The following is a 25877-nucleotide window of genomic DNA, read 5'->3' as shown; positions in this document are numbered from 1 at the left end:
TTTTCCTATTGGTTTGCATTTATTTTATATAATATTTGGAGATTTGAACTTCTGCTCTTTACATCTTTCGTTTTTTTCTTGATAATAAACTACAATACAGTTTACATTCTAAAAAAGGTGATTCCATGGCGAACGAACAAGTATTGACTGCCGAGCAAGTTATTGATAAAGCGCGCAGCTATCTATCTGATGAGCATATCGCATTTGTCGAAAAAGCATATCTATACGCTGAAGATGCTCATCGCGAGCAATACCGCAAATCGGGCGAGCCATATATTATTCATCCGATTCAGGTTGCGGGGATTCTCGTGGATCTGGAAATGGACCCTTCCACAATCGCGGGCGGATTCCTGCACGATGTCGTGGAAGATACAGATGTGACGCTCGATGACCTGAAAGAAGCATTTTCTGAAGAAGTGGCAATGCTTGTGGACGGCGTAACGAAGCTCGGCAAAATTAAATATAAATCTCAAGAGGAACAGCAGGCGGAAAATCATCGCAAAATGTTTGTCGCTATGGCTCAAGATATCCGGGTCATATTGATCAAGCTGGCGGATCGTCTTCACAATATGCGGACGCTGAAACATCTCCCTCAGGAAAAGCAGCGGAGAATTTCCAATGAAACACTGGAGATTTTCGCTCCTTTGGCGCATCGTCTCGGGATTTCTAAAATTAAGTGGGAATTGGAAGATACAGCGCTCCGTTATTTGAATCCTCAGCAATATTACAGAATTGTCAACCTCATGAAAAAGAAACGCGCAGAACGTGAACTTTATGTCGAAGAGGTTGTCAATGAAGTGAAGAAACGTGTCGAAGAAGTGCACATCAAAGCTGACTTCTCGGGACGCCCGAAACACATTTACAGCATTTATCGCAAAATGGTGCTGCAAAATAAGCAATTTAACGAAATTTACGATTTATTGGCTGTCCGTATTCTTGTGAATAGCATAAAGGATTGCTATGCGGTGCTCGGCATCATTCACACCTGCTGGAAACCGATGCCAGGCAGATTCAAAGATTACATCGCAATGCCGAAGCCGAATATGTATCAATCGCTTCATACAACGGTAATCGGGCCTAAAGGCGATCCGCTGGAAGTGCAGATCCGCACCTTTGAAATGCATGAAATTGCGGAATACGGGGTTGCGGCTCACTGGGCTTATAAAGAAGGGAAAGCGGCCAGCGAAGGCGCAACCTTTGAGAAAAAGCTTTCTTGGTTCCGTGAAATTTTAGAATTCCAAAATGAATCAACAGATGCTGAAGAATTTATGGAATCACTCAAAATCGATTTGTTTTCTGACATGGTGTATGTCTTTACGCCGAAAGGAGATGTCATCGAGCTTCCTTCCGGTTCTGTTCCAATTGATTTTTCTTACAGGATTCACTCTGAGATCGGCAATAAAACAATCGGTGCCAAAGTAAACGGAAAAATGGTAACGCTGGATCATAAGCTTCGGACAGGTGATATCGTTGAAATACTCACCTCCAAGCATTCCTACGGTCCGAGCCAGGATTGGGTCAAACTTGCCCAAACATCCCAGGCAAAGCATAAGATCCGTCAATTCTTTAAGAAACAGCGGCGCGAAGAAAATGTCGAAAAAGGCCGTGAGCTGGTCGAAAAAGAAATTAAAAATCTGGATTTTGAAGTGAAGGAAGTCTTAACGCCGGAGAATATCCAGAAGGTTGCTGACAAGTTTAATTTCTCAAATGAAGAGGATATGTACGCGGCAGTCGGCTACAACGGCATTACAGCCTTGCAGGTCGCAAACCGCCTGACGGAAAAAGAGAGAAAGCAGCGCGATCAGGAAGAACAGGAAAAGAGCGTTCAGGAAGTCACTGCGGAATCTAAGCCTTACCCGCAGGGCAGGAAACGGGAAGCAGGCGTCCGCGTCAAGGGGATCGACAATCTTCTTGTCCGTTTGTCAAAATGCTGCAATCCTGTACCGGGTGACGATATTGTCGGATTTATCACAAAAGGCAGAGGGGTCTCAGTCCATCGTGATGACTGTCCGAATGTCAAGACGAATGAAGCGCTGGAGCGGCTGATTCCGGTAGAGTGGGAGCATGAGTCGCAGGTTCAAAAGCGCAAGGAATATAATGTTGAGATAGAGATTCTTGGTTATGACCGCCGCGGATTGCTGAACGAGGTGCTTCAGGCAGTGAATGAAACGAAAACAAATATTTCATCTGTTTCTGGCAAATCGGATCGCAATAAAGTGGCAACCATTCATATGGCCATTTTTATTCAGAACATCAATCACTTGCACAAAGTCGTCGAGCGTATTAAACAGATAAGAGACATCTACTCTGTGCGCCGCGTCATGAACTAAAGGGGTTAGAAAATGAGATTAGTTGTTCAGCGAGTAACAGAAGCTAGCGTTACAGTGAATGAAGAGGTTGTCGGTCAAATTGGACAAGGCATCATGGTGCTGGTCGGTATCACTCACGATGATACTGAAGAGGATGCAGCTTATTTAGCCGATAAAATTGTTCATCTTCGTATATTCGATGACAGTGAAGGGAAAATGAATCTGTCTCTTTTAGATATAGGAGGAGAAATTCTCTCCGTCTCACAGTTCACGCTTTACGGTGATACGAAAAAAGGGCGCCGGCCAAACTACATGAACGCCGCCAAACCTGATAAAGCTTTAGCCCTCTATGAAAAATGGAACGACCTGCTTCGTGAAAAAGGAATCAAAGTGGAGACTGGAACGTTTGGAGCGATGATGGATGTTCAGCTTACAAACTCCGGACCGGTCACGCTTATGATGGATTCAAAATAAAAAAGCTGCCAAAAGGCAGCTTTTTTTATTGGAAATATTTCTCCAATCCGCTCTCGATACCGTCTGTTACTTTCTCTTGGTAAGAGCTGCTATGTACAATGGCCTCTTCTTGCGGATGGCTTACATATCCCAGCTCATACAGCATAGCGGGCTGTTTGTTTTCACGGAGCACATAATAATCTCCGAACAACACGCCGCGGTCTGGAATGGAAGAACGCTTCACCACTTCAGAGTGTACATCCGCCGCTAGTTCTTGATCTTTGGCAGGGCTGTAGTAATAAGCGGTGCTGCCTCTCGTGGAAGCATCTGCATAGCTGTCATAGTGAATGCTGATAAAGGCGTCAGCGTTGCGATAGTGAGATGTAGAGACCCGTGACTGCAGGCTGACGAAGGTATCATCCTGGCGTGTCACATACACATCTGCTCCAGCTGATCTAAGTTTGCCGGCGAGCAGTTTTGCCGTTTTGATCGTCAGGTTTTTCTCGAATTTACCCGAATAGCCGATCGTTCCGCTGTCTTTTCCTCCGTGCCCCGGATCAACAATTATCGTTTTATTGTTCAGAGAGCCGTTTCCGGACGGAGAATCAGCGACAGGGGGTTCACCTGCTTCTTCCGCGCTTTTAGACGTTTGAACCACCCAATTGGCGACATAAGCAGTCTGCCCATTATCAAGCTTTATTTCATACCAGCTGCCCTTTGAACCGGTAATCGGGTAGGAATCACCTTTGGCAGCGCGTTCCACGATCGCAGCTGATGTTGATGCGTCGCTTCTAACATTCGTTCCTCCGTATACAATATAGGCTTTTTTAGCGGAGGATGAGCTGTGGGCATTTGCTGAACTTTCAGCTGGATCAGAACTAGATAAAAGGTAATGGCTTGCAACCCAGCCTTTCAGCCCATTTGCTTCAATGTGAGCCCAGCCATTTTTCTCGTTGAGAATTGTCACTTTCGTACCGCGATCAAGTTTCGTTATAATCGCCGCGTCATGTGAGGCGGAGGCTCTTACATGCAGTGAAGAAACGCCGACCGTGCCCGTTGTTGCACCGGAAGATTCGGTTTGTTGATTCCCCTCAGATACTGCTGAACTGCCGCCTGACGTGACATATTCAGATGACACCCATCCGGTGGCATTCTGATAGGATATTTTGATCCATCCAGAATCTTTATCAATAACAGACCCTTGGCTGCCTTGCGGAAATTTGCCGATGACATCATATGAAGTCCCCGGTCCTGTTCTCATCCGCAGATCGGGATCTGTTGATGTAACAGTACCACTGCTTTCCGAAGAGCTCGTGCCGCTCAGGTCTTCTTTTGTAATAAGCCAGGAGACCACCCAACCTTTTTCTCCGGTACCAAGCTGAATCTGCACCCAGTCTCCTTTTTCCTTTAAAATCGGGTAGTGCTCTCCCTTTCTTGCTTCTGCAGTAATACCGTAGCTAAGTCCCGGGCCGCTTCTGACGTTCATTTCATCAGTTGCGATGACCGCTTCTCCCTGAGCGGCTGTAACGGAAGAAAACGGCGGGAAAAGCGTTCCGGCGACAATAATACATACAATAAGAACAAAGTATTTCTTGCTCATTGCGTCCTCCTTTCAGATATCGTAAAAAAGCTTTCTTGCTTAATATCGTAAAGTCCTTTCAGATTTTTAAATAAAAATAAAATGATATGTTTATACTAGGCGTAAATACAATCATAAAGGTGTGCAAATCATGAAATATCATCCAAAAATGGGCCGCGCGTTTCACGACGGTGAAGCAAACCTGCATTACAGCGATCACGCAGATTCCGAAACGACCGGTTATCTTACTGAAACAGCATCTGAATTCGGTCTTATGTCCAAAGAAGCAGCGATAAGGAATAACAACCGGAATAAAGCTTGACAGAGGACTGCAATCCCATTATTATAATAGAAATTGAGTACATAGCAAAATGATAAAAGATTTGAACCGATAATGGAGAAGAGTAGGTCAGATTGCATGGCTAGAGAGGAACCGCCCCAGGCTGAAAGCGGATCCCATTGCGTCTTTCGCGAAACAACACTCCGGAGGTTTCCTGCTGAACGCGGTAATACCGTCATTAGGCAGTGAACGTGAACCTGCGTTAAAGGATCGAGTGGGAATATGACCATATTCCAACTAGGGTGGCACCACGGGTATAACTCTCGTCCCTACTATACATGTATAGTAGGGGCGGGAGTTTTTTATTTTCATCATGAATGATCATTGTATATTTTTATAAGGAATACATAAGGAGGTCTACATATGGGATATAGCATTCCAAGAGGAACACAGGATATTTTGCCTGGAGAATCAGATCGCTGGCAGTTTGTTGAACAAATTATGAGAGACACTTGCCGCACTTATCAATATAAAGAAATCCGCACACCGATTTTTGAGCATACAGAACTGTTTGCCAGAGGTGTTGGTGAGTCTACGGATATCGTACAAAAAGAAATGTATACTTTTCAGGACCGCAAAGGCAGAAGCCTGACGCTTCGTCCGGAAGGAACAGCTGCGGCGGTTCGCGCGTTTAATGAAAACAAGCTATTCGCAAACCCTGTCCAGCCGACAAAGCTTTATTATGTCGGGCCGATGTTCCGTTATGAACGTCCGCAGACGGGCCGTTACCGCCAGTTCTATCAGTTTGGAATTGAAGCGATAGGCTCGAAAGATCCTGCGATTGATGCCGAAGTCATGGCGCTTGCGATGAGTATTTATCAAAAAGCTGGTTTGCAAAATGTTAAGCTTGTGATAAACAGCCTTGGCGACCAAGAAAGCCGCAAAAGCTACAGAGAAGCGCTCGTGAAGCATTTTGAGCCTCGCATCGAAGAGTTTTGTTCAGACTGTCAGTCACGGGTGCACACAAATCCGCTCAGAATCTTGGATTGCAAAAAAGACCGCGATCATGAACTGATGAAATCAGCGCCTTCAATTTTGACATATTTAAATGAAGAATCAGCGGCTTATTTTGGCAAAGTGAAACAATACTTAAACGATCTTGGCATTGCGTATGAAATTGATCCTAATCTTGTGAGAGGGCTGGATTATTACAACCACACGGCATTTGAAATCATGAGCAATGCGGAGGGGTTTGGGGCGATTACAACCCTTGCCGGCGGCGGACGTTATGACGGTTTGGTCGAACAGATCGGCGGACCTGAAGCACCGGGCATCGGTTTTGCGATGAGCATTGAACGCCTGCTTGCCGCCATTGATGCTGAAAAAAGAGAACTGCCTGTCGATCAGGGAATCGATTGCTATGTCGTCACGCTCGGCGAAAAAGCAAAGGATTATTCTGTTTCATTGGTGTACAAACTGAGAGAAGCAGGAATCTCCAGCGAAATCGATTATGAAAATAAGAAAATGAAAGGCCAGTTCAAAACAGCTGACCGCCTGAATGCCAGATTTATTGCGATTTTGGGTGAAGATGAGCTAGCTCAAAATAAAATCAATGTTAAGGATGCACAGACGGGCGAACAGATTGAAGTGGCACTTGATGAATTTATACATGTGATGAAGGCAAACCAAAAGGGATAAGGAGTGGAATCTATTGTTTGGAAGAACATATTATTGCGGTGAAATAACTGAAAAAGCAATTGGTGAATCTGTAACGCTGAAAGGCTGGGTCCAAAAAAGACGGGATCTCGGGGGATTGATTTTTATCGACTTGCGCGACCGCACGGGAATTGTTCAAGTCGTGTTTAACCCTGATGTGTCAAAAGAAGCGCTTGCTATTGCGGAAGGCATCCGAAACGAATACGTGCTTGATATTCAAGGGAAAGTGGTGGCGCGTGAAGAAGGAACAGTCAATCAGAATTTGAAAACAGGCGCGATCGAAATTCACGCTGACGGAGTGGCTGTATTAAGTGCTGCGAAGACACCGCCATTTGCGATTTCTGATCAAGCGGAAGACGTATCAGAGGACGTCCGTTTAAAACACCGTTACTTGGATTTGCGCAGACCGGCTATGTTTCAAACAATGCAGATGCGCCATAACGTGACGAAAGCCGTTCGGAACTTTTTGGATGAAAACGGGTTTCTTGATATTGAAACGCCGATTTTAACAAAAAGCACACCTGAGGGCGCACGTGACTACTTGGTGCCGAGCCGTGTGCATGAAGGTGAATTCTATGCGCTGCCTCAGTCACCGCAGCTATTTAAACAGCTTCTGATGGTGTCAGGTATTGAACGCTATTATCAAATTGCCCGCTGTTTCCGCGATGAAGACTTGCGTGCAGACCGCCAGCCTGAGTTTACGCAAATCGATATTGAAATGTCCTTTATGAGCCAGGAAGATATCATGTCATTGGCTGAGGATATGATGGCAAAGATTATGCGTGAAACAAAAGGTGTGGAACTCAAGCTTCCTCTTCCTCGTATGACGTACGATGAGGCAATGAACCGTTATGGGTCGGATAAGCCGGATACGCGTTTTAATATGCTATTGACAGATGTGTCTGACATTGTGAAGGATACAGAGTTTAAAGTATTCTCATCAGCTGTCGCAAACGGCGGCGTTGTAAAGGCAATCAACGTAAAAGGCGGAGCGGGCGATTACTCCAGAAAAGATATCGACGCTCTTGGCGCTTTTGCTGCAAACTATGGGGCAAAAGGACTTGCCTGGGTAAAAGTTGAGGCGGACGGAGTAAAAGGCCCAATCGCAAAATTCTTTGATGAAGACAAGCAGTCTAAGCTGATTGACGCGCTTGATGCCGCTGAAGGTGATTTGCTGCTGTTCGGAGCGGATTCATTTGAAGTGGTTGCCGCATCGCTCGGCGCCTTGCGCTTAAAGCTTGGGAAAGAACGCGGACTGATTGACGAAAACCTGTTCAATTTCTTATGGGTGATCGACTGGCCGCTCTTAGAGCATGATCCGGAGGAAGGCCGTTTTTACGCAGCACATCATCCGTTCACAATGCCTGTCCGTGATGATCTTGAACTGATTGAAACAGCGCCTGAAGACATGAAAGCACAAGCCTATGACCTCGTCTTAAACGGCTATGAGCTTGGCGGAGGTTCAATCCGTATTTTCGAAAAAGAAATTCAGGAGAAAATGTTTGCGCTTCTTGGCTTCTCACAAGAAGAGGCAGCTGAGCAGTTCGGATTCTTATTGGAAGCATTTGATTACGGCGCTCCTCCGCACGGCGGAATCGCGCTCGGCTTAGACCGTCTCGTTATGCTTCTCGCAGGACGCACGAACCTAAGAGATACGATTGCATTCCCGAAAACGGCAAGCGCAAGCTGCCTGATGACCGAAGCGCCAGGGGAAGTAAGCGAGGCCCAGCTTGATGAGCTTCATCTTTCTATTAAGAAAAAAGTGAAGAACTGATTGGGCAGTTCGAATCTTGAAAATCAAAATCGTCTATGATATGATTTTGACAAGTTAAATAAAGTCCTGATGTGTTAGTTGTACACCTAGTTTTGACCGAACATTTTTTTGATTTGGGAGCCCGCATTTTTAAATGGCGTACATGCCTCTTTTCATTCGGTAAAGAGGACTTACAAGATTTAAAAGAGGGCACCCACCTGCTGAGAGCGGGTTCAAAACAAAGGAAAGCTGCAACGGCACTATTGGGACTTTATTTTTTGTGCGCAGAAAAAACGGCTGCTCTTGGATCAGCCATTTTATAGATGAAACCAGAATACGAATGTGGAGTGAGGTTCTTGTTACACCAGTTTTCACGCAATGAATTAGCTATCGGAAAAGAAGGCCTTGAAACGCTGAAAAACAGCACGGTTGCTGTGCTGGGGGTTGGCGGAGTCGGATCGTTCGCAGCGGAAGCCCTCGCGCGGTCAGGCGTCGGCCGGATTCTGCTTGTCGACAAAGATGATGTGGACATTACAAATGTAAACCGCCAGCTTCACGCGCTGCTTTCAACTGTCGGACAGCCGAAAGTTGATTTAATGAAAGCGCGGATCGCGGACATTAACCCGGAGTGTGAAGTGATCGCGTTAAAGATGTTCTATACCGAAGAAACGTATGAACAATTTTTTGACTATGAGCTTGACTACGTCATTGATGCGTCAGACACGATCCATTATAAAATCCATTTAATGAAAGAATGTCTGAAGCGGGATATTCCGCTCATCTCCAGCATGGGTGCGGCTAATAAAACGGATCCCACACGCTTCCAAATCGCTGATATTTCAAAAACGCACACTGATCCCATTGCGAAGGTCGTCCGTACGAGATTACGCAAAGAGGGCATCAAAAAGGGCGTTCAAGTGATTTTCTCTGACGAAAGCCCGATTGTTATTCGGGAAGATGTCAGAAAAGAAGTGGGAAATGACGAAGCGAACATCCGCAAAGCAAAAATGCCGCCATCCTCAAATGCTTTTGTGCCGTCAGTGGCCGGTTTGATTATGGGCGGACATGTTGTCATGGATCTTTTAAAAGATGTTGAAATCAAACGTGTGAAGGATAAATAACGCATAAGAAACAGCCTTGATAATACGCAAGGCTGTTTTTGTTTTATTTTCTTTTCATTAATCTGTCATACACCTGCTTTAAGGCGGACTCGAACTTTCCTGTCTGTTTCGGCTTGTAATATTGCTTATTCTTTAAAGGATCAGGGAGATATTGCTGTTCGACCCATCCGTTGTCGTAACTGTGCGGATATTTATAGTCGATTCCTCTTCCTAATTCCTGAGCTCCTTTATAATGCGCATCTTTTAAATGCTTTGGGATTTCCCCGATTTTTCCGGCTCTGATATCTGCAAGCGCCTCATCGATTGCCAGAATGGCTGAGTTTGATTTTGGCGAGAGGCAAAGTTCAATGACCGCGTTGGCCAGCGGGATTCGTGCTTCGGGAAATCCGACCCGTTCAGCAGTCTGAATCGCGTGCAGCACTCTTGGGCCGGCTTGCGGGCTTGCTAAACCGATATCTTCATAAGCGATGACAAGCAGTCTTCTTGCGATGCTATCAAGATCGCCTGCTTCAATTAATCTTGCTAAATAGTGAAGAGCGGCGTTAGCATCAGAGCCGCGGATCGATTTTTGAAAAGCGGACAATACATCATAATGCGCGTCACCATCTTTATCGTGAGTAAAGCTCTTTTTCTGCAAACATTCCTCCGCCGTGTCCAATGTAATGTGAATCACGCCGTCTGATGACTCTTTGGTTGTCAACACGGCCAGTTCAAGTGCATTTAAAGCGGAACGGACATCCCCTCCGCATCCGTGCGCAAAATGCTCCATCGCCTGATCATCAATGGATACAGAATAGGTGCCAAGGCCCCGGTCTTCATCATGGAGCGCACGTTCCAGAGCCTGTTTAATCAGTACCGGTGTTAACGGCTCAAGCTCAAAGATTTGTGTCCGGCTTCTGATCGCCGGATTAATTGCATGATATGGGTTAGCCGTGGTTGCTCCGATCAAAATGATCATTCCGTTTTCTAAATAGGGCAACAGAAAATCTTGCTTGCCTTTATCCAGCCTGTGAACTTCATCCAGAATCAAAATCACTTGGCCAGACATTTTTGCTTCCTGAGCTACGATTTCCATATCTTTTTTATTGTGAATGACAGCATTCAGCGTTCGAAAAGCAATACTTGTTGAACCGGCAATTGCTGTTGCGATTGAAGTTTTTCCAATTCCGGGCGGCCCGTACAAAATCATGGATGACAAATGTTTTGCCTGAACCATTCTGCCGATCATTTTATCTTCAGCCACCAGATGCTGCTGGCCGATAATATCTTCTATTTTTGTCGGACGCATCCGATATGCCAATGGCTTCATCATCATCTCTCCTTACTTATTTACAGGGTAACGGAAAAACGGACATTAGGAAAGGGAGAAGGGCCGTTTCCCCCCTGCCTCAATGAAAATTCGCTCAAGGTATGTTATAATAACAGTTGGTCTATTCAGTCATAAACGGACGAATCATATAGAAATTACCATTATAAATGTGAAAAATCATGAAATAACAGAGGTGTTCATGTTGAAAATATCAACTAAGGGAAGATACGGGCTTACCATTATGATCGAGCTTGCCAAAAAGCATGGTGAAGGCCCGACTTCATTAAAAAGCATCGCACAGACGAATAATCTGTCTGAGCATTATTTGGAGCAGCTGGTATCGCCGCTCAGAAATGCCGGTTTAGTGAAAAGCATCAGAGGCGCATACGGCGGATATGTATTAGGCAGTGAGCCGGATGCGATCACGGCTGGAGATATTATCCGTGTGCTCGAAGGGCCGATCAGTCCTGTTGAAGTGCTGGAAGACGAGGAGCCTGCCAAGCGTGAGCTGTGGATTCGCATACGTGATGCTGTGAAAGAGGTTTTAGACAGTACAACATTAGAGGATCTTGCCAGCTATACAGACGGAGAGCAAGAAGCTTATATGTTCTATATTTAGATCAGAGGTGCAAATATAATGGAACGGATTTATTTAGATCATGCCGCAACGTCTCCGATGGATGAGCGCGTGCTGGAAAAAATGACCCCTCATTTCTCCGGCAATTTCGGCAATCCATCCAGCATCCATTCATTTGGAAGAGAATCTCGGAAATGGGTGGACGAAGCAAGAGCTCAGATTGCAGCCGAAATCGGAGCGGCGGAGCAGGAGATCGTTTTTACAAGCGGGGGGACAGAAGCCGATAACTTGGCCATTATAGGAACCGCGCTTGCAAGAAAAGATGTGGGCAGACATATTATCACGACAAAAATTGAGCATCACGCTGTGCTTCACACGTGTGAAAAACTTGAGGAAGACGGATTTGACATCACGTATCTCGATGTTGACCAAAATGGAAGAGTCAGTGCAAAACAGGTGAAAGAAGCACTGCGTGATGATACAATCCTTGTGACAGTGATGTATGGAAATAATGAAGTCGGAACAGTGCAGCCGATTGATGAAATCGGTGAGCTGCTGAAGGAACACCAGTCATATTTTCATACCGATGCTGTTCAGGCATTTGGGCTTCTGCCAATTGATGTGAAAAACAGCCATATTGACCTTCTGTCTGTTTCCGGGCACAAGCTCAACGGGCCAAAAGGGACAGGCTTTTTATATGCAAATAAAGATGTGAAGCTTTCCCCGCTTTTATTTGGAGGAGAGCAAGAAAGAAAACGCCGTGCCGGAACAGAAAATGTTCCGGGAATTGTCGGGCTGAAAGAAGCGATCAAACTGTCAAGTGAAGAACGGGATGAAAAAAACGAAAAGTATCAATCGTTTAAGACAATCATCACCGACACGCTTGAAAATGCCGGTGTGGCATTCGGGATCAACGGGGATAAAGAGCATTGCCTGCCGCATGTTCTGAACCTTTATTTTCCCGGTGTATCAGTGGAAGCGCTGCTGGTGAATCTGGACATGGCGGGAGTCGCTGTCTCAAGCGGATCAGCGTGCACGGCCGGTTCAATTTTGCCGTCACATGTTCTGACTGCCATGTTCGGAGAAGAGAGTGACCGGCTGACGTCCTCAATTCGGATCAGCTTCGGCCTCGGCAATACGGCTGAGCAAGTGAAAACTGCTGCCAAACATGTGGCCGACGTTGTCAAACGGCTGACACAATAAGGCGGCTTAGTTATTGGAGTGAATGAAATGGAAAAACGTCCGGAAGATACAAGAGTCGTTGTCGGCATGTCCGGCGGTGTAGACTCATCTGTGGCGGCCTTGCTGTTAAAAGAACAGGGCTATGATGTGATCGGAATTTTTATGAAAAACTGGGATGATACGGATGAAAACGGTTTTTGCACAGCGACAGAGGATTATGAAGATGTGATCCGCGTCTGCAATCAAATCGGGATTCCGTACTACGCTGTTAATTTTGAAAAACAATATTATGAGAAGGTATTTCAATACTTCCTTGATGAATATAAAGCAGGCAGAACACCCAACCCGGATGTGCTGTGCAACAAAGAAATTAAATTCAAGGCGTTTTTGGAGCACGCCCTGTCACTTGGCGCCGACTACTTAGCGACTGGCCACTATGCAAGGGTAGACAGAAGCGGCGGCAAAGTCAGAATGCTGCGCGGCATTGACGAAAACAAGGATCAAACGTACTTCTTGAATCAGCTGACAGAGGATACGCTAAGCAAAGTCATGTTCCCGATCGGCGAGCTTCAAAAAAGCCGTGTGCGTGAAATTGCCAAAGAAGCAGATCTTGCAACAGCAACGAAAAAAGACAGTACGGGCATTTGTTTTATCGGCGAACGCAACTTCAAAACGTTTCTCAGCCAATATCTCCCTGCACAGCCGGGCGATATGATGACGATGGACGGTGAAGTAAAAGGACGCCACGACGGGTTGATGTACTACACGATCGGACAGCGTCACGGCCTTGGCATCGGCGGAAGCGGCGAGCCATGGTTTGCGGTTGGTAAAGATCTTGAAAAGAACATCCTTTACGTGGATCAAGGGTTCCATAACCCTCTTCTTTATTCCGACAAAATCACAGCAACGAATATCAGCTGGGTTCATTCGGATACGATGAAGGGTGAAGAGATTGCCTGCACGGCTAAATTCCGTTACCGTCAAGAGGATCATAAGGTGACGGTGCGCATGACGGGTGAAGGCGAAGCAGAAGTTATTTTTGATGAACAAGTCCGCGCTGTAACGCCGGGACAAGCGGTTGTCTTTTATGACGGCGAAGAATGCCTTGGCGGCGGAACCATTGATGATGTGTACAAAGACGGAACAAAATTGTGGTACGTATAAAAGATGAAAAACCTCAACACAGAGTTGGGGTTTTTTAATGAAAGGAAGATGATCGGTGGATTATAATCAACTCGGTATAGAGGCGATGCAAAAAGGCGATTACGAGAAAGCGGCAGAGGCATTTACAAAAGCAATTGAAGAAAATAAAGATGACGCGATTCCCTATATCAACTTTGCTAACCTGCTTTCATCCGTAAACGAGCTGGAACGGGCGCTTGCGTTTTATGATAAAGCGCTTGAATTAGACAACAGCGCTGCTACTGCTTATTATGGAGCAGGAAATGTCTATGTTGTAAAAGAAATGTACAAAGAAGCGAAAGACATGTTTGAAAAAGCGCTTCGTGCCGGAATGGAAAACGGCGACCTGTTTTACATGCTCGGAACGGTACTTGTCAAGCTCGAACAGCCTAAGCTTGCACTGCCGTATTTACAAAGAGCGGTCGAATTGAATGAAAACGATGCGGAAGCTCGTTTTCAATTTGGAATGTGCTTAGCGAACGAGGGCATGCTGGACGAAGCGCTCAGTCAATTCATAGCTGTAACTGAGCTAAATCCGGAGCACGCTGATGCATTTTATAATGCCGGTGTCGCTTATGCATATCAAGAAAATCGAGAAAGAGCCCTGGAAATGCTCGACAAGGCGATCGATATCCAGCCGGATCATATGCTTGCGCTTCATGCTAAAAAACTGATCGACCCATCATAACAGGCACAGGAGGAGGGATAGCTCGTGCAGCAGCATCCGGATCAGCTTAACATGGAGGAAGAGCCCTATTTAAAAGGGACAGTCAACACAGTCATCTATCATAATGACGCCAATTTATATACGGTTCTGAAAGTGAAAGTCACAGAAACCTCCGAAGCCATTGAAGATAAAGCCGTATCCGTGACGGGCTACTTCCCTGCGCTTCAAGAAGAAGAGACTTACACGTTTTACGGAAAGGCCGTCACCCACCCGAAATTCGGGCTTCAATTTCAGGCGGAGCATTTTAAAAAAGAAATTCCGACAACTAAGGAAGGCATCATTCATTATTTATCCAGTGATTTGTTCGAAGGAATCGGCAAAAAAACAGCCGAAGAAATTGTAAAAAAATTGGGTGACAGCGCGATTAATAAAATATTGGCTGACGCTTCAGTGCTTTACGATGTCCCGAGGCTGTCAAAAAAGAAAGCCGACACGCTAGCAGGCGCTTTGCAGCGGCATCAGGGACTGGAGCAAATCATGATCTCCCTGAATCAGTTTGGATTCGGCCCGCAGCTGTCTATGAAAATCTATCAAGCCTATGAATCAGAGACGCTTGACAAGATTCAGGAAAATCCTTATCAGCTTGTCAAAGATGTAGAAGGCATCGGGTTTGGGAAAGCGGATGAGTTGGGCAGCAGAATGGGGCTTTCAGGTAATCATCCTGAGCGGATAAAAGCCGCCATTTTGTACACGCTTGAAACGACCTGTCTGTCAGATGGGCATACGTACATAGAAACGGAACAACTTATTATCGATACCCAATCACTGCTAAATCAGTCAGTAAAAGAAGGGCAGCGGATCACAGAAATGGATGCAGCTAACGCGATGATAGCCCTTGGAGAAAATAAAGACATTGTGATAGAAGATGGCCGCTGTTATTTTCCATCGCTGTTTTACGCGGAACAAAACGTTGCAAAGCGCGTGAAACATATCGCAAGCCAAACCGATTATGACGACCAGTTTCCTGAATCCGAATTTCTGCTCGCTTTGGGGGAACTGGAGGAACGGATGAACGTTCAGTATGCCCCCAGCCAGAAGGAAGCGATTCAAAAAGCCCTTTCCTCACCAATGCTGCTGCTAACGGGAGGGCCGGGAACAGGAAAAACGACGGTCATCAGAGGGATTGTCGAACTGTACGGAGAGCTTCACGGTGTGTCACTAGACCCTTCAGCTTATAAAAAGGATGAAACTTTTCCGATTGTATTGGCCGCACCGACAGGGAGAGCGGCGAAACGGATGAGTGAATCGACGGGCCTTCCGGCAGTCACGATACACAGGCTGCTTGGCTGGAACGGTGCAGAGGGCTTTACTCATACAGAGGACCAGCCGATCGAAGGGAAGCTGTTAATCATCGATGAAGCGAGTATGTTGGATATATGGCTGGCGAACCACTTGTTCAAGGCGATCCCTGATCATATTCAAATCATCATCGTCGGTGACGAAGATCAGCTGCCTTCTGTCGGTCCGGGCCAAGTACTGAGAGACCTTTTGGCATCCCGGGTGATTCCGACTGTGAGACTGACAGACATCTACCGCCAGGCGGAGGGGTCATCAATCGTCGAGCTTGCCCACCAAATGAAAAAAGGCTTGCTGCCAAACAATTTGACTGCCCCGACGAAGGATCGTTCCTTTATTCGCTGCGGAGGCTTGCAAATTAAAGAGGTGGTTGAGAAGGTTGTCGCCAATGCAATGAAAAAAGGCTATACGGCAAAGGACATTCAGGTTCTCGCCCCGATGTACAGAGGTAAAGCCGGGATCAATGAACTAAATGTCATGCTGCAGGACATTTTAAACCCTCCTAAAGAAAAACGGAGAGAATTGAAGTTCGGAGATGTTGTCTACAGAACCGGAGATAAAATTTTGCAGCTTGTCAATCAGCCGGAAAACAATGTGTTCAACGGAGATATTGGCGAAATTACGTCGATATTTTATGCGAAGGAAAATACAGAAAAAGAAGACATGGCCGTCGTTAATTTTGACGGTAATGAAATGACATTTACGAAAAAAGATTTTAACCAGTTTACCCATGCGTATTGCTGCTCTATTCATAAATCGCAGGGAAGTGAATTTCCGATTGTGGTGTTGCCTGTTGTAAAAGGTTACTATAGAATGCTCAGAAGAAACCTTCTTTATACCGCGATTACTCGAGCAAAGAAATTTCTCATTTTATGCGGGGAAGAGGAGGCGCTGGAGTGGGGCGTAAAAAATAATGACGCAACTGTCAGGCAGACATCCTTGAAAAACAGGCTGTCATTACAGATTGAGGAAATGGATGCCGAGCTTGAGGCTTTGCAAAAAGAGCTCCCGTTCAGTGTACATGATGCCAATATTGGTATGGAAGGCATTACGCCATTCGATTTTATGAAAGAAGAACAGCTGTAAAGGCTCCCGTGTTAGCGGGAGTTTTTTTGCATTTGCGGTGGAAGTGATTTCATCGTATGAGTCAAAGGCGCAAAGCAAAACCTAAGCCTGTTCAACAAAAGGTGGTTGATCACACTTTGAGAACATGCCATGAGGTAGAAGGATTCCCAGTATACTCAGAACGAACTTCTTGTTATCTCGGGACCATTTCTGATATTTGTTTTTCTCTGAAGGGAGATTGTCTCGGATTTATACTTGCACAAAAACGGTTTTTGCATCATCATCATGCACTATTACGGGCGTGTGATATCACTTCCATTCTTGATGACCGCATATTGGCCTCAATCAGTTCAGGCCAGCTTCTGCCTCTTCCGAAGTCATGCTTCACATACGAGCAGATGAGAATGAAGCTTGTGAAATCGCAAGAGGGAGATATATTGGGGATGCTGGAAGATGTATACTTTTGTTTGGACAGGGGCATAATCGTAGCATATGAACTCTCGGACGGTTTCTTTTCTGACTTGGCGGGAAGCAAGCATCAGATCCAAAGAGCGGATTCGCTTGTCGAGGTGCGGAAAGACGAGATCGTTCTGAACGGATAGAGGTGTGAGATATGCTTATATGCCCGAACTGCAAAAGTAAGGATATCGGGAAAATCGGCGTGAACCAATATTATTGCTGGGGCTGTTTTATCGAACTGACAGTGGCGAAAGGGAAGATAGCAACTCATCAGGTGGAAGAAGACGGAACGTTAAGCAGCTTGGATGATTTGTTTTCTGAGGACGAACGCAGCATCAATTTTTGATTATGAAGGGAGATGCTCAGGATGAATCGGACGATGACTTCTCTTTTGGCATTGGGAGCCGGGGCTCTCGTATATCGGATGGCGGCTCAATCCGACATGCTGAATAATCGAAGCATGAAGCGGATGAGAAGAAGAATAACGAAAATGTTTTAATGTGGAAAAGGATACTCCTCGGAGAGTATCCTTTTTGTTATAGAGCGAGAATAATTCGCACCGTTCCTCAAAAGATATAGAAGAGGTGAAAGCAAATGCTCCAAAAACCGGTGCAGCTTTTGTTGTGGGTGGCCATTTGTTTGCTGGTCCTGTTAACAGTCTATGTCTTTTTTATGCTCGATATATTATGGTCGCCCTTTTGGCTCGTCATCAAAACGATTTTGATCCCCCTAATTATTTCTATTTTTATTTCTTATTTATTGCTGCCGGTCACAGAGTGGCTGCATGGCAAAGGATTGCCGAGGACCTTGAGTATCTTGGTGATTTATGTGCTTTTCTTTGGCGGAATTGGCTGGGCGCTGTATAAAGGGGTGCCTGTTTTAATTGTGCAGCTGACGGATTTATCAGAGAATATCCCTATGTTTGCCGAAACGTATAACGGGCTCCTTCTTCATGTGCATAACCATACTGATGACTGGCCTGACGGCATGCATCATCGTATAGATAAAATGATCAGCCAGACGGAGGCATTTTTCGCGGAAACAATCGAGGGAGCAATCAGCGGGATTCGCAACGTGCTTGATTATTTCATCATTGCGGCAACAATCCCTTTTCTCGTGTTTTATATGGTAAAGGATATTGAGTTGATGAAAAAGACGGTATGGTATTTGACGCCGAAGTCGTGGAGAAAGCGGGGCAGCGCCTTCCTGAGGGATGTAGACGACTCTCTTGGCGATTATGTCCGCGGCCAGCTTCTGGTCTGCTTCATTCTCGGCGTGCTGGCGGGCATTACATTCTGGATATTTGGGCTTCCATATCCGTTGATCTTAGGCCTGATTTCCGGGATCACGAATGTCATACCGTATTTTGGCCCTTTCATTGGAGCTGTTCCTGCGCTTTTAATTGCGATGACCATTTCAGTGAAAGCGATTCTAGTTGTGGTGTTTACAGTGTTTGCTCTGCAATTTATGGAAGGGAATATCCTCAGTCCGTTCATTGTCGGCAGAAGTCTTAAAATGCATCCAGTCGTCATCATGCTTGCGCTCCTTGCCGGAGGAGAGCTGGCGGGAATCGTCGGGATGATTCTTGCTGTTCCGGCGACGGCTGTTTTAAAAGTGATGATGATCCATTTTTTGCGGATGAGGACGGAGCATTGACATTGTCGTGCAGCTTGTCTATAATTTCTCGTAGAATACATACGAATCTCGAGTGACGGATCTGAGTATGCCGAAGCCCTGTTAAAGAGAGAAGTTCCGCTAGCTGAAAGGAGCTTTATCAGAAGATCGGAGGAAGCTAATCCTGAGTGCAGTTAATCACTGCCGCACATCCTGCGTTACAGGGTTAAAGGTGACGGGCGAATGTTAAAGCCCGTAATCAGGGTGGTACCGCGAGACAGCTCTCGTCCCTGTGTAAACGTGTGGTTTGCATAGGGGGAGGGCTTTTTTGCTGTCACTAAAGAGAATTTCGATTTTTATAGAGGAGGAAGGAAATACAATGAAACACTTAACTTCTGCTGAAGTTCGTCAAATGTTTTTGGATTTCTTTAAAGAAAAAGGACATGCGGTAGAGCCAAGCGCGTCATTAGTGCCGCATGAGGACCCTTCACTGCTGTGGATCAACAGCGGTGTTGCGACACTGAAAAAGTATTTTGACGGACGTGTCGTTCCGGAAAATCCAAGAATCGTAAACGCTCAAAAAGCGATCAGAACAAACGATATAGAAAATGTAGGTAAAACTGCGCGCCATCATACATTCTTTGAAATGCTTGGAAACTTCTCTATCGGCGATTATTTCAAAGAAGAAGCCATTACATGGGCTTGGGAGTTTTTAACGAGTGACAAGTGGATCGGCTTCGACAAAGAGCTTCTCTCTGTTACGGTTCACCCTGAGGATGAAGAAGCGTATGAATTTTGGGCGAAAAAAATCGGTATTCCTGAGGAAAGAATTATCCGCCTAGAAGGGAACTTCTGGGATATCGGTGAAGGACCGAGCGGACCGAACACAGAGATTTTCTACGACCGCGGTGAAGCATACGGTAATGATCCAGAAGATCCGGAGCTCTATCCAGGCGGAGAAAACGACCGTTATTTGGAAGTATGGAATCTTGTGTTCTCTGAGTTCAACCATAACCCAGACGGCACGTACACGCCGCTTCCGAAGAAAAACATTGATACAGGCATGGGGCTTGAAAGAATGGTATCTGTCATCCAGAATGTCCCGACAAACTTTGATACCGATTTATTTGTGCCGATCATCAAAGCAACAGAAACCATTTCTGGTGAAGCGTACGGCACAGACAATGTGAAAGACACTGCGTTTAAAGTGATTGCCGACCACATCAGAACGGTTGCCTTTGCTGTCAGTGATGGGGCGCTGCCGTCAAATGAAGGCCGCGGCTATGTATTAAGACGCTTGTTGCGCCGGGCCGTGCGTTATGCCAAAACAATCAACATCCACCGTCCGTTCATGTACGACTTAGTGCCGGTTGTCGCTGAAATCATGGCTGATTTCTACCCTGAAGTAAAAGAGAAAGCGGATTTCATCGCAAAAGTCATCAAAACCGAAGAAGAGCGCTTCCACGAAACCCTTAATGAAGGGCTTGCGATCCTGTCAGAAATGATCAAAAAAGAAAAAGGCAAGGGAAGCAGCGTGATTTCAGGGGCCGACGTGTTTAAATTGTACGATACGTATGGGTTCCCAGTTGAGCTGACAGAAGAATACGCAGAAGACGAGGGCATGACGGTTGACCATAAAGGCTTCGAAGAAGAAATGAACCAGCAGCGTGAACGGGCAAGAAACGCCCGCCAGGATGTCGGCAGCATGCAGGTGCAGGGCGGCGCATTGCGGGACGTGACCGATGAAAGCACATTTGTCGGCTACTCTCAAACGAAAGCTGGCGCCAATGTCATTGTGCTTCTTCAGGATGGACAATTCATTGAAGAGGCTCATGAAGGGGACAGCGTTCAAATCATTCTTGATGAAACACCGTTCTACGCAGAAAGCGGCGGCCAAATCGGCGATAAAGGTTATCTCCGCAGCGAACAGGCAGTGATGAGAATTAAAGATGTGCAAAAAGCCCCGAACGGCCAGCATGTGCATGAAGGTGTTGTGGAGAGCGGCACTGTTCAAAAAGGCCTGCATGTAACGGCTGAAGTTGAAGACCATATGAGAAGCGGCGTCATTAAAAACCATACGGCAACGCATTTATTGCATCAGGCGCTTAAAGACGTTCTTGGAACTCATGTCAATCAGGCCGGATCTCTTGTGACTGAAAACCGTCTTCGTTTTGACTTCTCGCATTTTGGGCAAGTGACAAAAGAAGAGCTTGAACAAATTGAAACAATCGTCAACGAAAAGATCTGGGCGAGCATCCCGGTCAGCATCGATTTGAAGCCAATCGCTGAAGCAAAAGAAATGGGCGCGATGGCTCTGTTCGGCGAAAAATACGGTGATATTGTCCGGGTTGTCCAAGTCGGAGATTACAGTATAGAGCTGTGCGGCGGCTGTCATGTCAGAAACACAGCGGAAATCGGCTTATTTAAAATTGCTTCAGAGTCTGGAATCGGAGCAGGCACAAGACGGATTGAAGCTGTAACAGGACAAGGCGCTTACGTCGAAATGAACAGCCAGATTTCCGTTTTGAAGCAGGCTGCTGACGAGCTGAAAACAAATATTAAAGAAGTGCCGAAACGGGTTGCGGCTCTGCAGGCTGAACTGAAAGAAGCCCAAAGAGAAAATGAATCTCTTCTGGCGAAACTAGGAAACGTGGAAGCAGGAGCGATTCTGTCAAAAGTGAAAGAAGTTGACGGCGTGAGTGTGCTTGCGGAAAAAGTTAATGCGAAAGACATGAACCATCTCCGCACAATGGTGGATGAACTGAAAGCGAAGATCGGCTCTGCTGTGATCGTGCTTGGTGCGGTACAAAACGAGAAAGTTAATATTTCCGCCGGCGTAACAAAGGATCTCATTGAGAAAGGCCTGCATGCCGGCAAGCTGGTTAAACAAGCTGCGGAGGTTTGCGGCGGAGGCGGCGGAGGCCGTCCGGACATGGCGCAGGCAGGCGGCAAACAGCCTGAAAAATTAGAAGAAGCTTTGGCTTCCGTAGAAGATTGGGTGAAATCCGTTTTATAATTTGCCCATGTAGTGTAGAATGATGGTAAGATTAGGACCCCAGGCTGAACTTTGCCTGCGAATTTGGGAAAGAGGTGCAAAACGGTGAGCTCGTTTGATAAAACGATGAAATTTAATTTCTCCGATGATTCTGCTGAGACTAACGTAAATGAGGTGCTGATTACAGTGTATGACGCGCTTCAGGAAAAGGGCTACAATCCAATCAATCAGATTGTCGGATACTTGCTGTCAGGTGATCCCGCTTACATTCCTAGGCATCGTGACGCTCGTAATTTAATTCGCAAACTTGAAAGAGACGAATTAATCGAGGAATTGGTAAAGTCTTATTTAGAACAACATAAAGAGGCGTAAATAAAGAATGAGAATATTAGGACTCGATTTAGGAACCAAAACACTCGGTGTTGCTCTGAGCGACGAAATGGGCTGGACTGCTCAAGGCATTGAGACCATAAAGATTAATGAAGCTGAAGGCGATTATGGTTTATCACGTTTATCTGATCTGATTCAGGAGTATACTATAGATAAAATCGTGCTCGGCTTTCCTAAAAATATGAATGGAACAGTCGGCCCGAGAGGCGAAGCCAGCCAAACATTTGCGAAAATCCTTGAAACAACGTACAATGTTCCTGTTGTGCTGTGGGACGAGCGTCTTACCACAATGGCGGCTGAAAAAATGCTGATTGCCGCTGATGTCAGCAGGCAAAAACGAAAAAAAGTCATTGATAAAATGGCGGCTGTTATGATTTTGCAAGGATATCTTGACAGCTTAAATTAAAGCCAGAGGTGAAGAAAATGGAACACGGCGAAAATAATATTACAATTGTTGACGATCAAGGAAATGAACAGCTTTGTGAAGTGCTGTTTACATTTGAAAACGAAGAGTTTGGCAAGTCTTATGTGCTGTACTACCCAATGGAAGCAAAAGATGATGAAGAAGTAGAAATTCTTGCTTCCAGTTTCACGCCAAACGAAGACGGTGAAAACGGTGAGCTATATCCGATCGAAACTGACGAAGAATGGGATATGATTGAAGAAACCCTTAACACATTCTTAGCGGACGAAGACGAAGAATAAAACACCGCGTCCAAAGCCGGAGCCATAATGCTCCGGCTTCAGATTGTTGACAAAGTCATAAAACGGTTTTCGTTTTATGACTTTGTCATCTTTTCAGCGTGATTGAAAACCCTTGAAGTCTAGGAAGGGCGAGCATCGGAGCACAGCGAATGTAGGGATTCGTGAGCACCGACGCGCAGGCCTGACAACGAATGCGAGGGTTTGTCGACACGCTGAAAGCCGGAGCATAATGCTCCGGCTTTTTTTCTGCTGTATGAAGGGCTTGTTCACCCTTGTTTTGTAATAAATTGCCGAAATCTAATGAATCATGTAGTATAAGACCTGATGGGAGGGGACCTAATGTATATCAATCGGCAAAAAAAATCATTTTTCAATAAAAAAACAATCATACTGTCTTCCATTATTGTGCTGCTTCTCATCATTGGCGGGACATTTTTATATGGGAAATCAATGCTGGAACCTGTTGAAAAAGACAGTGAAGCGACAGTGGACATCAACATTCCGAGCGGCTCGTCTGTTTCGGCCATCGCATCGATATTAAAGAAAAACGACGTCATAAAAAGCGAGAAGGCATTTCAGTATTATGTAAAATTTAAAGGCGCTTCCGGATTTCAGGCGGGATTTTACCATTTGAATAAAGGAATGGATGTAGATGCCATTATTCATAAGCTGACAAGCGGGGCTACAAGCTATGCCTTTCAGATTACAGTAACTGAGGGAGCACAGCTGACACAAATCGCGGCCGCTATTGCCGATGAAACGAAATACTCAAAAAAACAAGTCATGGCGAAGCTGGACGATGAAACATTTATTCATCAGCTGAAGAAAGAGTTTCCGGACACTGTGACAAAGGATGTTTTCAATAAAAATATAAAGCATCCGCTGGAAGGGTACCTATTCCCGGCTACATACCCTTTTCATGATCCGGACACGTCACTTGAAGACATGATCACGGCAATGGTTAAACAGACAAATTCTTATGTAGAAACATATAAAGCAGAAATGAAGAAAAATAAACTTTCCGTGCATAAGCTGCTGACGATGGCTTCATTGATTGAAGAAGAAGCGACTGAAAAAGTCGATCGCCATAAAATTGCGAGCGTCTTTTATAACCGTCTGAAGAAGAAAATGCCGCTCCAAACAGATCCGACCGTACTGTACGCCGCAGGCAAGCATAAAGATCGCGTTCTTTATAAGGATCTGGAAATCGATTCACCTTACAATACGTATAAAAACCCGGGATTGACGCCAGGACCGATTGCCAACGCCGGCATGTCGTCATGGGAAGCGGCGTTGCATCCAGAGCAAACGGACTATCTGTACTTCTTGGCGAAATCAAGTGGTGAGGTCGTATTTACAAAAACGCTAAAAGAGCACAATAAAGCAAAAGAAAAATACATTTTCTCAAAAAATGAGCAATAAAAGGGGAGCAAAAAGCTCTCCTTTTGTTCGCTTTCCGCAAGGTTTTATGATAAAATATATCGGGTTGTTTACCGATGTATCATGATGTATTCAGAGAGTGTCCTGTGTAAAAAGACTGGGGCACTCCTTTTTAGAACGGGAGGCTGTTTGTAGTGACTGACCGGTATGAACGAATAAATGACTATATAGAAGCATTATTGAAGCCTCGGCCGGAAAACGTGAAGAAGCTTGAAGCATATGCAGAAGAACATCATGTCCCGATTATGGAAAAAGGGAGCATGGCGGTGCTGCTTCAAATTTTGTCTGTGAAACAGCCGAAAAAAATACTAGAAATCGGAACGGCCATTGGTTATTCCGCCATTCGAATGGCGCTGGAGCTGCCGTCTGCTGAAATATATACAATTGAACGCAATGACAAACGGCATGAAGAAGCGGTAAACAATATCAAGGAGTTTCAGCTTGATGACCGAATTCATGTTTTTTACGGAGACGCGCTTGAATTAGCCGACGCCGTTCATGTTACCGCGCCTTATGATGTCATTTTTATTGACGCTGCAAAAGGCCAGTATCAAAACTTTTTTCATTTATATGAACCGATGCTTTCACCGGACGGGGTGCTGTTAACAGACAACGTGCTGTTTAAAGGTCTGGTGGCAGAGGATTACAGCAAAATAGAACCGAAAAGAAGGCGCAGGCTGATAACAAAAATTGATGAATATAACCATTGGCTGATGAATCATCCCGATTATCAAACTGCGATTATTCCTGTCGGGGACGGACTTGCGATTAGTAAAAAGAAGAGGTGAATGTCATGAAAAAACCAGAGCTCTTAGTGACGCCGACGAGTGCGGCGGACATTTTGCCGCTGATACAGGCGGGGGCAACTGCGTTTTTAGTTGGGGAACAGAAATACGGCTTGAGATTAGCGGGGGAATTTTCTCGTGATGATGTAACAAAAACGGTTGAAATTGCACACAAAGAAGGGGCAAAAGTATACGTTGCCGTAAATGCCATTTTTCATAACGATAAAGTGGGAGAGCTTGGCGAATATCTGGCTTTCTTAGCGGAAACCGGTGTCGATGCAGCGGTATTCGGCGATCCTGCCGTGCTGATGGCTGCCCGTGAATCTGCGCCCGGCCTAAAGCTTCATTGGAGCACAGAAACGACAGGCACCAACTACTATACATGCAACTACTGGGGACGAAAAGGCGCGGTGCGTTCTGTGCTTGCCAGAGAGTTAAACATGGACAGCATTGTGGAGATCAAAGAAAACGCTGAAGTTGAAATTGAAATCCACGTGCATGGAATGACGTGCATGTTCCAATCAAAGCGTTCTTTAATTGGCAACTATTTTGAATACCAAGGCAAAGTCATGGACATTGAAGGAAAGAAAAAAGAATCAGGCTTGTTCTTGCACGATAAAGAACGTGATAATAAATACCCGATTTTCGAAGATGAAAACGGCACGCACATCATGAGCCCGAACGATGTGTGCATTATTGATGAACTTGAGGAATTGATAGATGCCGGCATTGATTCTTTCAAAATCGACGGTGTCCTGAAATCGCCGGAATACTTAATTGAAGTCACCAACATGTACAGAGAAGCGATTGATCTGTGTGTGGAAAACCGTGACGAATATGAAGCGAAAAAAGAAGACTGGATCGAACGCATTGAAAGCATCCAGCCAGTTAACAGAAAAATCGATACCGGATTCTTCTTTAAAGAAACGGTTTATTAATG

Annotated in this window: 24 protein-coding genes, 1 other RNA gene and 1 other annotated feature; of the genes, 23 read left to right on the top strand and 2 right to left on the bottom strand. The window is 45.5% G+C overall.

Annotated features, from left to right (window positions below; all coding sequences use genetic code 11):
* The first annotated feature begins 125 nt into the window (after window positions 1-125).
* Window positions 126-2330, top strand: coding sequence for a GTP diphosphokinase (relA, locus tag M1D98_RS13005; RefSeq protein ID WP_268522099.1), 2205 nt, complete (start codon window positions 126-128; stop codon window positions 2328-2330).
* Between the two features lie 12 nt (window positions 2331-2342).
* Window positions 2343-2783 carry a D-aminoacyl-tRNA deacylase gene (gene dtd / locus M1D98_RS13000; RefSeq protein WP_121642984.1) on the top strand — a complete coding sequence of 147 codons (441 nt, stop codon included), beginning with the start codon at window positions 2343-2345 and terminating at the stop codon, window positions 2781-2783.
* 25 nt (window positions 2784-2808) lie between these two features.
* Here the strand turns inward: dtd and M1D98_RS12995 are convergent, their stop codons facing one another.
* Complete coding sequence (locus M1D98_RS12995; RefSeq protein ID WP_456279630.1) at window positions 2809-4362, bottom strand: SH3 domain-containing protein; 1554 nt, start codon at window positions 4360-4362, stop codon at window positions 2809-2811.
* A 130-nt stretch (window positions 4363-4492) separates the two neighbouring features.
* On the opposite strand from M1D98_RS12995, the gene M1D98_RS12990 reads away from it, so the two are divergent.
* The 5 genes from M1D98_RS12990 to M1D98_RS12970 all read left to right on the top strand — a co-directional run bounded on the left by M1D98_RS12990 (window position 4493) and on the right by M1D98_RS12970 (window position 9211).
* Window positions 4493-4663 carry a YrzK family protein gene (locus M1D98_RS12990; RefSeq protein ID WP_121642982.1) on the top strand — a complete coding sequence of 57 codons (171 nt, stop codon included), beginning with the start codon at window positions 4493-4495 and terminating at the stop codon, window positions 4661-4663.
* Between the two features lie 60 nt (window positions 4664-4723).
* Window positions 4724-4955, top strand: a binding site (T-box leader).
* An 89-nt stretch (window positions 4956-5044) separates the two neighbouring features.
* The gene (gene hisS, locus M1D98_RS12985; RefSeq protein WP_435576477.1) at window positions 5045-6319 is read left to right on the top strand and encodes a histidine--tRNA ligase; all 1275 of its coding nucleotides are present in this window, start codon (window positions 5045-5047) and stop codon (window positions 6317-6319) included.
* Window positions 6320-6332: 13 nt separating this feature from the next.
* Window positions 6333-8111 (top strand): aspartate--tRNA ligase, encoded by a 1779-nt coding sequence (gene aspS / locus M1D98_RS12980; protein ID WP_456279629.1) that lies wholly within the window; start codon window positions 6333-6335, stop codon window positions 8109-8111.
* Between the two features lie 60 nt (window positions 8112-8171).
* A non-coding RNA gene (ssrS, locus tag M1D98_RS12975) (6S RNA) lies at window positions 8172-8364 on the top strand.
* An 82-nt stretch (window positions 8365-8446) separates the two neighbouring features.
* Window positions 8447-9211 (top strand): tRNA threonylcarbamoyladenosine dehydratase, encoded by a 765-nt coding sequence (locus M1D98_RS12970; RefSeq protein WP_010331000.1) that lies wholly within the window; start codon window positions 8447-8449, stop codon window positions 9209-9211.
* 43 nt (window positions 9212-9254) lie between these two features.
* Here the strand turns inward: M1D98_RS12970 and M1D98_RS12965 are convergent, their stop codons facing one another.
* Entirely contained in the window at window positions 9255-10520 is a 1266-nt protein-coding gene (locus M1D98_RS12965; RefSeq protein ID WP_010330999.1) for a replication-associated recombination protein A, read from the bottom strand.
* 202 nt (window positions 10521-10722) lie between these two features.
* Here M1D98_RS12965 and cymR point away from each other — a divergent pair, with 202 nt between their 5' ends.
* The 16 genes from cymR (at window position 10723) to M1D98_RS12885 (ending at window position 25875) form a co-directional block, all read left to right on the top strand.
* Complete coding sequence (gene cymR, locus M1D98_RS12960) at window positions 10723-11139, top strand: cysteine metabolism transcriptional regulator CymR (protein WP_003225879.1); 417 nt, start codon at window positions 10723-10725, stop codon at window positions 11137-11139.
* A gap of 18 nt (window positions 11140-11157) precedes the next feature.
* Window positions 11158-12300: a cysteine desulfurase family protein gene (locus M1D98_RS12955; protein ID WP_121642978.1), complete on the top strand. Its 1143-nt coding sequence runs from the start codon at window positions 11158-11160 to the stop codon at window positions 12298-12300.
* A gap of 27 nt (window positions 12301-12327) precedes the next feature.
* Window positions 12328-13443, top strand: coding sequence for a tRNA 2-thiouridine(34) synthase MnmA (mnmA, locus tag M1D98_RS12950; protein ID WP_121642977.1), 1116 nt, complete (start codon window positions 12328-12330; stop codon window positions 13441-13443).
* 85 nt (window positions 13444-13528) lie between these two features.
* Window positions 13529-14149 (top strand): tetratricopeptide repeat protein, encoded by a 621-nt coding sequence (locus tag M1D98_RS12945; protein ID WP_268559620.1) that lies wholly within the window; start codon window positions 13529-13531, stop codon window positions 14147-14149.
* 24 nt (window positions 14150-14173) lie between these two features.
* A complete protein-coding gene (gene recD2 / locus M1D98_RS12940) occupies window positions 14174-16570 on the top strand; it encodes an SF1B family DNA helicase RecD2 (protein ID WP_121642975.1) in 2397 nt (798 codons plus the stop codon).
* A 56-nt stretch (window positions 16571-16626) separates the two neighbouring features.
* Window positions 16627-17151, top strand: coding sequence for a PRC-barrel domain-containing protein (locus tag M1D98_RS12935; RefSeq protein WP_268522093.1), 525 nt, complete (start codon window positions 16627-16629; stop codon window positions 17149-17151).
* Window positions 17152-17162: 11 nt separating this feature from the next.
* The gene (locus M1D98_RS12930; RefSeq protein ID WP_003225893.1) at window positions 17163-17354 is read left to right on the top strand and encodes a hypothetical protein; all 192 of its coding nucleotides are present in this window, start codon (window positions 17163-17165) and stop codon (window positions 17352-17354) included.
* Between the two features lie 21 nt (window positions 17355-17375).
* Window positions 17376-17507 (top strand): YrzQ family protein, encoded by a 132-nt coding sequence (locus tag M1D98_RS12925; RefSeq protein ID WP_268522092.1) that lies wholly within the window; start codon window positions 17376-17378, stop codon window positions 17505-17507.
* Window positions 17508-17602: 95 nt separating this feature from the next.
* The gene (locus tag M1D98_RS12920) at window positions 17603-18664 is read left to right on the top strand and encodes an AI-2E family transporter (RefSeq protein ID WP_010330993.1); all 1062 of its coding nucleotides are present in this window, start codon (window positions 17603-17605) and stop codon (window positions 18662-18664) included.
* 337 nt (window positions 18665-19001) lie between these two features.
* A complete protein-coding gene (gene alaS, locus M1D98_RS12915) occupies window positions 19002-21638 on the top strand; it encodes an alanine--tRNA ligase (RefSeq protein WP_456279628.1) in 2637 nt (878 codons plus the stop codon).
* An 84-nt stretch (window positions 21639-21722) separates the two neighbouring features.
* Window positions 21723-21989: an IreB family regulatory phosphoprotein gene (locus M1D98_RS12910; RefSeq protein ID WP_003225903.1), complete on the top strand. Its 267-nt coding sequence runs from the start codon at window positions 21723-21725 to the stop codon at window positions 21987-21989.
* 7 nt (window positions 21990-21996) lie between these two features.
* Window positions 21997-22413, top strand: coding sequence for a Holliday junction resolvase RuvX (gene ruvX / locus M1D98_RS12905; protein WP_010330991.1), 417 nt, complete (start codon window positions 21997-21999; stop codon window positions 22411-22413).
* 17 nt (window positions 22414-22430) lie between these two features.
* Window positions 22431-22712, top strand: a complete 282-nt coding sequence (locus M1D98_RS12900) for a DUF1292 domain-containing protein (RefSeq protein WP_010330990.1) — start codon at window positions 22431-22433, stop codon at window positions 22710-22712.
* 339 nt (window positions 22713-23051) lie between these two features.
* On the top strand, window positions 23052-24134 hold the full coding sequence (mltG, locus tag M1D98_RS12895; RefSeq protein ID WP_268551973.1) for an endolytic transglycosylase MltG: 1083 nt from the start codon (window positions 23052-23054) through the stop codon (window positions 24132-24134).
* 152 nt (window positions 24135-24286) lie between these two features.
* On the top strand, window positions 24287-24940 hold the full coding sequence (locus M1D98_RS12890; RefSeq protein WP_010330988.1) for an O-methyltransferase: 654 nt from the start codon (window positions 24287-24289) through the stop codon (window positions 24938-24940).
* A gap of 5 nt (window positions 24941-24945) precedes the next feature.
* Complete coding sequence (locus M1D98_RS12885) at window positions 24946-25875, top strand: peptidase U32 family protein (RefSeq protein ID WP_456279627.1); 930 nt, start codon at window positions 24946-24948, stop codon at window positions 25873-25875.
* Window positions 25876-25877 lie beyond the last annotated feature (2 nt).

The sequence above is a fragment of the Bacillus sp. K7 genome (assembly GCF_053903245.1).
The sequence above is the reverse complement of the archived record's forward strand: the minus strand, read 5'-3'. Positions and strand labels throughout refer to the sequence as shown.